Source organism: Mesorhizobium sp. M7A.T.Ca.US.000.02.2.1, assembly GCF_003996995.1.
Taxonomy (GTDB): domain Bacteria; phylum Pseudomonadota; class Alphaproteobacteria; order Rhizobiales; family Rhizobiaceae; genus Mesorhizobium.
Window position 1 is genome coordinate 31,020 of sequence record NZ_RZTT01000008.1, and the last position, 7,484, is coordinate 38,503.

Genomic DNA, 7,484 nt, shown 5'->3' on the forward strand with positions numbered 1-7,484 from the left:
CTCTCATCCCTTCTTTTTCTTCGTGGTCTTCTGGCCACCAAGTGTCACCGATTTGAAATCAGCGGTCTGCCGGGCGATCGCGGCTTCTGCCGGCAGCCGTTCCATCGAGCTGGCGCCATAGAAGCCGTGCAGACCCTTGGCATGGGAGAGGATGTAACGGGCGTCGTCCGGCATCGAGATCGGGCCGCCATGGCAAAGCAGGATGACGTCCTTGCGCACCGAGCGCGCCGCGTTGGCGATGGCGTCGATCTCGACGACGCAGTCGTCGAGCGACTTAGCCGATGTCGCGCCGATCGAGCCGCCCGTCGTCACACCCATATGGGCGACGACGATGTCGGCGCCGGCCTTGGTCATGGCGCGGGCTTCGTCGGGGTTGAAGACATAGGGCGTGGTCAAGAGATCGAGCTTGTGCGCCTCGGCGATCATGTCGACCTCGAGCCCGAAGCCCATGCCGGTTTCCTCGAAGCTTTGCCGCATGCTGCCGTCGAACAGGCCGATGGTGGGAAAGTTCTGCACGCCGGAAAAGCCCATGGTCTTCAGCTCTGCCAGCAGCAGCGGCATGATGACGAACGGGTCGGTGCCGTTGACGCCGGCCAGCACAGGCGTGTGTCTGACCACCGGCAGCACCTCATAGGCCATCTCCTTGACGATCTCGTTGGCATTGCCATAGGCGAGCAGGCCAGCGGCCGAGCCGCGCCCGGCCATGCGGTAGCGGCCGGAATTGTAGATGATGATGAGGTCGATGCCGCCGGCTTCCTCGGCTTTCGCCGACAGGCCGGTGCCGGCGCCGCCGCCGACGATCGGCACGCCCTTGTCGATCATTCCCCTGAATTTCTTCAATATGTCCTTGCGCGGTATGGCGGGCATTTTTTGAGATCTCTCACTGTCTGGCGATGTCGAGGAAGGCCGATGTTGCAGCCTTTGCGAATTCCGGGTCGTTGATATGCAGCGGCAGGCGCGTCACGCGGCGTTTGCCGTTGGGCTGGATGGTGCGCTCGATGGCTTCGAACAGAACGGCGTCGGCTTCCGGGTCGAAGAAGGCGCCGCCTTCGATGTCGAGCGCCGAGACGCCTTTTTCCGGGATGAGAAAATGCACCGGCCCTCCGCAGCGGGCGAGCCTGGTGCCGATCCATTCGCCGATCGCACGGCATTCGTCCGCCGTGGTGCGCATCAGCGTGACATTGGGATTGTGTTCGTAGAACAGCCGATCGCGATAGTGCTCCGGAATGGTCGAAGGGGCCCAGAAGTTCACCATGTCGAGCGCGCCGACGGAGCCGACATAGGGCAGCTCCGTGCGAACTATGGCGCCGAAACGATCCTCCGTCGCCGGCAGCACGCCGCCGAACAGCAGGTCGCAGACTTCGGTCGTGGTGATGTCGATGACGCCGGACAGCAAGCCGCTGTCGGCCAGCTTTTCCATGCTGCGGCCGCCGGTGCCGGTGGCGTGGAAGACCATGCAGTCATATCTGGAACGGAGCTGGTCGGCGATTGCGGTCACGCAAGGCGTTGTGACGCCGAACATGGTGAGGCCGATCGATGGTTTGCCGTCGGGTGGCGGCGCCGGCTTGGTTGCCATGCCTACGATCGCCTGGGCGGCATTGTGCAGCACGACACGGGAGATCCGGTTCAGTCCGGCCATGTCGGTCACCGCCGGCATCATGATGATGTCGGAGACATCGACATAGGGAGCGGTATCGCCGGAGGCGAGCGTCGAGACCATGATCTTGGGCAAGCCGAGCGGCAGGGCGCGCATGCCCGATGTGATGATCGATGTGCCGCCACCGCCGCCGATGCCGATCATGGCTGCGATGTCGTTGCGCGATTGGGCAAAGCGGGCGAAGGCGATGCCCATCGCGGCGACCGCGGCGCCACGGTCATTGCCGCCGAGCACGGCGTCACGGCCGCCGGGATGATGGTCGGCGATTTCCCTCGCGCCGATATCGACGGGGATGGTTGCGTCGCGCGTTCCGACATCGACACGGCAAACGATGGCGCCCGCAGCAGTGATCGCATCGGCCAGGAAGGCGAGCTCCTCGCCCTTCGTGTCCGCGGTACCCGCCACATAAATACGCTTCATTTGCGCTCCCCCGATCCTGGCAGGCGCAATGCCGCCCCCATTGCTCATTGCCCGGGCCACTCGACGATGCGGACACCATTGAAAATTTTTGAGACGCGCGTATCGTATTGGCATGAATGTCTCACGTCAACAATCCGCTGCGAGCGACGACGCTGAACGGGCAACCGGCCCGGTGCCCGAACGTGGTCCGCGCGCGCGGACCAAACGGCTGATGCTGGAGACGGCAACAAGGCTGATGCAGGCGGGCGTCACGCCCTCGGTCAGCGAGGTCGCCGAGGCGGCCGAGGTTTCCCGTGCCACCGCCTATCGTTACTTCCCGAGCCAGTCGGCACTGGTGCAGGCCGTCGTCGACGAGGGGCTGGGGCCAATCCTCACCTGGCAATCGACCTCCGCCGATGCCGAGCGCCGGGTCGCGGAGCTGTTCGATACGGCCATGCCGCGCATCGAGGCCTTCGAAGCCACGTTCAAGGCAGCACTGAAGCTGTCGCTCGATCAATGGGCGCGGCGTCAGGCCGGCACGCTGGGCGCTGAGCCCGCCTTTACGCGCGGCCATCGCATCGACTTGCTGAAAGATGCGATCGCGCCGCTCAAGAGCCGTTTGCCGCCGCGCGACTTCAAGCGGCTGGCGCAGGCGCTGTCGCTGATCTTCGGCGTCGAGGTGCTGATTGTGCTCAAGGATATCTGGGGACTGGACAGCCGCCGGACGAGGGCGGTCGCACAGTGGGCAGCCGGGGCGCTGGTGCGTGCGGCAGTCGCGGAATCGGTCGATGAAGGAGGCAGCCCCGATCCGAAGGTAGTCATGAAATAGAGCCTATCTGGTTCGACCAGATTGGCATGCACGCTACTGATCTTAGCCGTTGAGTGGGGTGTCGGACAATACCCAATCATATCACTGAGTAGGAAAATCTTGGTAAAACAGGCAGATAAAGCCGGAATCCGATGGCAATGACCACGTCAAGCTGTCAAGAAAGGGCTTGACGTGCATGCAAAATTGGTAATACCAGATTGGATCAGAAAAGCGGATCGAAAGTGAGGGCTGCGATCCATTTTCCGGCAGGGGCGAGGAGGCTCGAAACCGGGAAGGTGCGATCACGGGAGGAACTACCAGGGCCGGCCCCGTTGCCGGCTCGCACGATAAGGTAGAACGCGCACAAGGGAGGAAATCATTATGCGCAAGTTAGTGACCAGCGCACTTGCTGGTATCGGCTTAACGCTTGCCTGCGGAACGTCCGTTTACGCGCAGGACAAAGAACTCACCATATTCTGGGCGGAATGGGATCCGGCGAACTATTTGCAGGAACTCGTCAATCTTTACGAGGCCGAGACCGGCGTGAAGGTCACGGTCGAAACCACACCTTGGTCCGACTTCCAGACCAAGGCATTCACCGAGTTCAACGCCAAGGGCAGCGCCTACGACATGGTGGTCGGCGACTCGCAGTGGATCGGTGCCGCATCCGAGGCGGGCCACTATGTCGACCTTACCGACTTCTTCAACAAGCATAATTTGAAGGAGGTGATGGCGCCGGCGACTGTCAAGTACTACGCCGAATATCCGTCGGCCTCCGGCAAGTACTGGTCGATCCCGGCCGAGGGTGACGCAGTCGGCTGGTCCTACCGTAAGGACTGGTTCGAGGACCCCAAGGAAATGGAAGCCTTCAAGGCCAAGTATGGCTACGATCTCGGCGTGCCGAAGGATTTCAAGGCGCTGCGCGACATTGCCGAATTCTTCCACCGTCCCGACCAGAAGCGCTACGGCGTCGCCATCTACACCGACAATTCATATGATGCCCTGGTGATGGGCGTCGAGAACGCCATCTTCTCCTACGGCGGCGAACTTGGCGACTATGCCACTTACAAGGTCGACGGGATCATCAACTCCGATCAGAACGTCAAGGCGCTCGAGGTCTACAAGGAACTCTATTCCTTCACACCTCCTGGTTGGGCCAAGAGCTTCTTCATCGAGGACAACCAGGCGATCACCGAGAATCTGGCTGCGATGAGCATGAACTACTTCGCCTTCTTCCCGGCGCTCATCAACGAAGCCTCGAACCCGAATGCCAAGAACACAGGCTTCTTCGCCAACCCGGCCGGCCCGAACGGCGACCAGTTCGCCGCGCTCGGCGGCCAGGGCATCTCCGTCATCTCCTATTCCAACAACAAGGAAGAGGCGATGAAGTTCCTGGAATGGTTCATCAAAGACGAGACGCAGAAGAAGTGGGCGGAACTCGGCGGTTACACGGCAAGTGCCAAGGTGCTCGAGTCGCCTGAATTCCAGAACGCCACGCCTTACAACAAGGCCTTCTACGAAACCATGTTCAAGGTGAAGGATTTCTGGGCGACGCCGGAGTACGCCGAGCTGCTCATCGCGATGAACCAACGCGTCTATCCGTACATCACCGGCAATCAGGGCACGGCCAAGGAAGTGCTCGATTCGCTCGCCGCGGACTGGAACGCGACGTTCAAGAAGTACAACCGCGTGAAGTAAGCGGCACTAACGCTCGGAAGGGGTGGGAGCCCACCCCTTCCGTTTTCTTTTCTCAAGGAAGGAACTGGCTTTGGCCACTGCAGTCATGACCACGCTGGATCCCAACTCGCGCTCCGCCACCCGCGGCATGAGCGACCTCACGATCCGAAATCTCTTCATCATCCCGACGATCGTTTTCCTGATCGTCTTCAACATCTTTCCACTGCTCTATTCGCTCGGCTATTCGTTCACCGACTTTCGCGCGTCGAGCCCGGCGGCGGCCAATTTCGTCGGACTGCAGAATTATCGCGAACTGCTCAACGACCCGTTCATCTGGTCGAATTTCGCCATCACCGCCAAATATGTCATCGTCTCCGTGGTCGGTCAGGTCATCGTCGGCTTTGGCGTGGCGTTGCTGCTCAACCGCGATATCCCGCTGAAGGGCCTGCTGACGACACTGCTGCTGTTGCCGATGATGCTGTCGATGGCCGTCGTCGGTCTGTTCTGGAAACTGCTCTATGATCCGTCATGGGGTGTCATCAACTATGCACTCGGCCTCGGCAATTTCGAGTGGCTGTCCAACCCTGACATGGCGCTCTACGCGGTTGCCATCACCGACATCTGGATGTGGTCGCCCTTCGTCATGCTGCTGTCGCTTGCCGGCCTGTCGGCAGTGCCGAAGCACCTCTACGAGGCGGCGGCGATCGACCGCGCCGGCTCGTTCTATACCTTCTTTCGCATTACGCTGCCGCTGGTCGCGCCGATTCTGATGATCGCGATCATCTTCCGCACCATGGAGGCGTTCAAGACCTTCGATCTCGCCTACATCCTGACCAGCCAGCCAACCACCGAGGTGATCTCGATCCGGCTCTACAAGATGGCCTTCCAGGAATGGCAGACCGGGCGCTCCTGCGCGCTTGCCTACATCGTGCTGATCATGGTGCTGGCTATCACCAACATCTACGTCAAATACCTCAACAAGGTGAAGGAGCGCTGAGATGGCCGCCGTCCGCACTTCTTCCGAAATCGGCTTCAATCGCGTCGCCATCGTCGTTGTCCTTTTGGTGACGATCATCTTCCTCGCGCCGATCTACTGGATTGCCTCAACGGCGTTCAAGCCGCGCAATCTTGCCACGACCATCCCGCCGACGGTGGTGTTCCAGCCGGAGATATCGCCCTTCGTCAAACTGTTCACCAAGCGCTCGCAACTGCGCAGCGCGCCGACGCCGGAAGAGTATGCGGCAGCGCCCTGGTGGGAGCGCGTCGTCTTCGACGGCGGTGAAAAGATCGTGCGCGACGGCAAGGGCCAGGTGCAATGGTCCGGCTATCCGAGCCGCTTCATGAACTCGCTGATCATCGCCATCACCTCCACGGTGCTGGCGGTCGGCATGGGCACCTTCACCGCCTATGGCTTTTCGCGCTTCAAGGTGAAGGGGGAGGCTGACCTGCTCTTCTTCATCCTGTCGACACGCATGCTCCCGCCGGTGGTGGTGGCGATCCCGATGTTCCTGATGTACCGGGCGGTCGGCCTCAACGACACGCATGTGGGCCTGATCATCCTCTACACCGCCTTCAACCTGTCCTTCTCGGTGTGGCTGATGAAGGGTTTTATGGATGAGATACCGAAAGAGTATGAAGAGGCGGCCCTGGTCGACGGTTACACGCGCATGGAGGCCTTCTTCAAGATCGTGCTGCCCGAGGCGGCCACCGGCATCGCCGCCACCGCGGTGTTCTGCTTCATCACCGCGTGGAACGAATATGCCTTCGCACTGATCATGACCAACCGCCGCGCCCAGACCGCACCGCCCTTCATCCCGAGCCAGGTCGGCTCGGGCCTGCCGGACTGGACGGTGATCGCCGCCGGAACCTTTCTATTCCTGCTGCCGGTCGCGATCTTCACGTTCCTGCTCCGCAACCATCTGCTGCGCGGCATGTCCTTCGGAGCGATTCGCAAATGAGCTTTCGTGCCATCAACCAGAAATATCTGGAGCCCGGTTCGCAGGTGCTGATGGTGCTCGGCATCATAGCACTCTGCCAGCCCTGGAACCTGTTGTTGCACACATATGGCCTGACCATCATCCTGATCGGGCTGGTCGGCTTCAACGTAACCTCCAAGATCGCGCCTGAGGAAAAGGCCGGCACCGGCCAGGTGCGCAATCCGGGAGCACAGCATTGACCCAGATCGAGCTTCGCGGCGTCCAGAAATTCTTCGGCGCCGTCCAGGTCATCAAGGACCTGAACCTCAAGATCGCCGACAACGAGTTCATCGTTCTGCTCGGCCAGTCGGGCTGCGGCAAGACGACGACGCTGCGGGCCATCGCCGGGCTGGAAACGATCGACGAGGGCGACATCCTCATCGACGGCAAACCGATCCAGCATCTAAAGGCCGCTGACCGCGACATTGCCATGGTCTTCCAGTCGTTCTCGCTCTATCCGCATATGAGCGTCTACGAGAACATCGCCTTCCCCTTGCGCGCCACGCGCAAGAGCAAGACGGAGATCGACAGCGAGGTTCGCTCCGTCGCCAAGACGCTGCAGATCACCGATCTGCTGGACAAGAAGCCATCGGCGCTCTCGGGTGGCGACATGCAGCGCGTCGCCATTGGCCGGGCGCTGGTGCGGCGGCCGAAGGCCATGCTGATGGACGAGCCGATCGGCGCGCTCGACGCCAAGCTGCGCGAGGAGATGCGGGCCGAGATCAAGCGGCTGCACATCAAGCAGGGGTCGACGACCATCTATGTGACGCACGACCAGATCGAGGCGATGAGCCTCGCCGACCGCATCGTCATCATGCATGAAGGCGTGCTGCAGCAGGTCGGTTCGCCCGACGAGGTCTATTCGCACCCGGCCAATCTGTTCGTGGCGCAATTCGTCGGCAGTCCGGTGATGAACGTCGCCGATGCGGCAGTCGCCGAGACGGCGTCCTCGGTCTCGGTGACGGTC

Annotated in this window: 8 protein-coding genes; 6 read left to right on the forward strand and 2 right to left on the reverse strand. The window is 61.3% G+C overall.

Annotated features, from left to right (window positions below; all coding sequences use genetic code 11):
- Positions 1–3: 3 nt before the first annotated feature.
- Positions 4–867, reverse strand: coding sequence for a phosphoenolpyruvate hydrolase family protein (locus tag EOD15_RS01875; RefSeq protein ID WP_127322821.1), 864 nt, complete (start codon positions 865–867; stop codon positions 4–6).
- Positions 868–880: 13 nt separating this feature from the next.
- Positions 881–2,077 (reverse strand): Tm-1-like ATP-binding domain-containing protein, encoded by a 1,197-nt coding sequence (locus EOD15_RS01880; RefSeq protein ID WP_127322820.1) that lies wholly within the window; start codon positions 2,075–2,077, stop codon positions 881–883.
- 112 nt (positions 2,078–2,189) lie between these two features.
- Between EOD15_RS01880 and EOD15_RS01885 the strand changes: the two genes are divergently transcribed.
- The 6 genes from EOD15_RS01885 to EOD15_RS01910 all read left to right on the forward strand — a co-directional run.
- Positions 2,190–2,885: a TetR/AcrR family transcriptional regulator gene (locus EOD15_RS01885; protein ID WP_127408255.1), complete on the forward strand. Its 696-nt coding sequence runs from the start codon at positions 2,190–2,192 to the stop codon at positions 2,883–2,885.
- A 360-nt stretch (positions 2,886–3,245) separates the two neighbouring features.
- Entirely contained in the window at positions 3,246–4,562 is a 1,317-nt protein-coding gene (locus EOD15_RS01890) for an extracellular solute-binding protein (protein WP_023812445.1), read from the forward strand.
- Between the two features lie 70 nt (positions 4,563–4,632).
- Complete coding sequence (locus EOD15_RS01895; protein WP_023812446.1) at positions 4,633–5,538, forward strand: sugar ABC transporter permease; 906 nt, start codon at positions 4,633–4,635, stop codon at positions 5,536–5,538.
- Position 5,539: 1 nt separating this feature from the next.
- Positions 5,540–6,499: a carbohydrate ABC transporter permease gene (locus EOD15_RS01900; RefSeq protein ID WP_127268334.1), complete on the forward strand. Its 960-nt coding sequence runs from the start codon at positions 5,540–5,542 to the stop codon at positions 6,497–6,499.
- The gene (locus tag EOD15_RS01905) at positions 6,496–6,717 is read left to right on the forward strand and encodes a hypothetical protein (protein WP_127268335.1); all 222 of its coding nucleotides are present in this window, start codon (positions 6,496–6,498) and stop codon (positions 6,715–6,717) included. The genes EOD15_RS01900 and EOD15_RS01905 overlap by 4 nt, the downstream gene beginning before the upstream one ends.
- Positions 6,714–7,484: ABC transporter ATP-binding protein (locus tag EOD15_RS01910; RefSeq protein ID WP_148129483.1), on the forward strand; the 771-nt coding region annotated here is incomplete at its 3' end. The genes EOD15_RS01905 and EOD15_RS01910, both read left to right, overlap by 4 nt.

Excerpts from the sequence above, each read along its gene's own strand:
- EOD15_RS01875 (WP_127322821.1), bottom strand. The coding sequence starts at position 867 with ATGCCCGCCATACCGCGCAAGGACATATTGAAGAAATTCAGGGGAATG.
- EOD15_RS01880 (WP_127322820.1), bottom strand. The coding sequence starts at position 2,077 with ATGAAGCGTATTTATGTGGCGGGTACCGCGGACACGAAGGGCGAGGAG.
- EOD15_RS01885 (WP_127408255.1), top strand. The coding sequence starts at position 2,190 with ATGAATGTCTCACGTCAACAATCCGCTGCGAGCGACGACGCTGAACGG.
- EOD15_RS01890 (WP_023812445.1), top strand. The coding sequence starts at position 3,246 with ATGCGCAAGTTAGTGACCAGCGCACTTGCTGGTATCGGCTTAACGCTT.
- EOD15_RS01900 (WP_127268334.1), top strand. The coding sequence starts at position 5,540 with ATGGCCGCCGTCCGCACTTCTTCCGAAATCGGCTTCAATCGCGTCGCC.
- EOD15_RS01905 (WP_127268335.1), top strand. The coding sequence starts at position 6,496 with ATGAGCTTTCGTGCCATCAACCAGAAATATCTGGAGCCCGGTTCGCAG.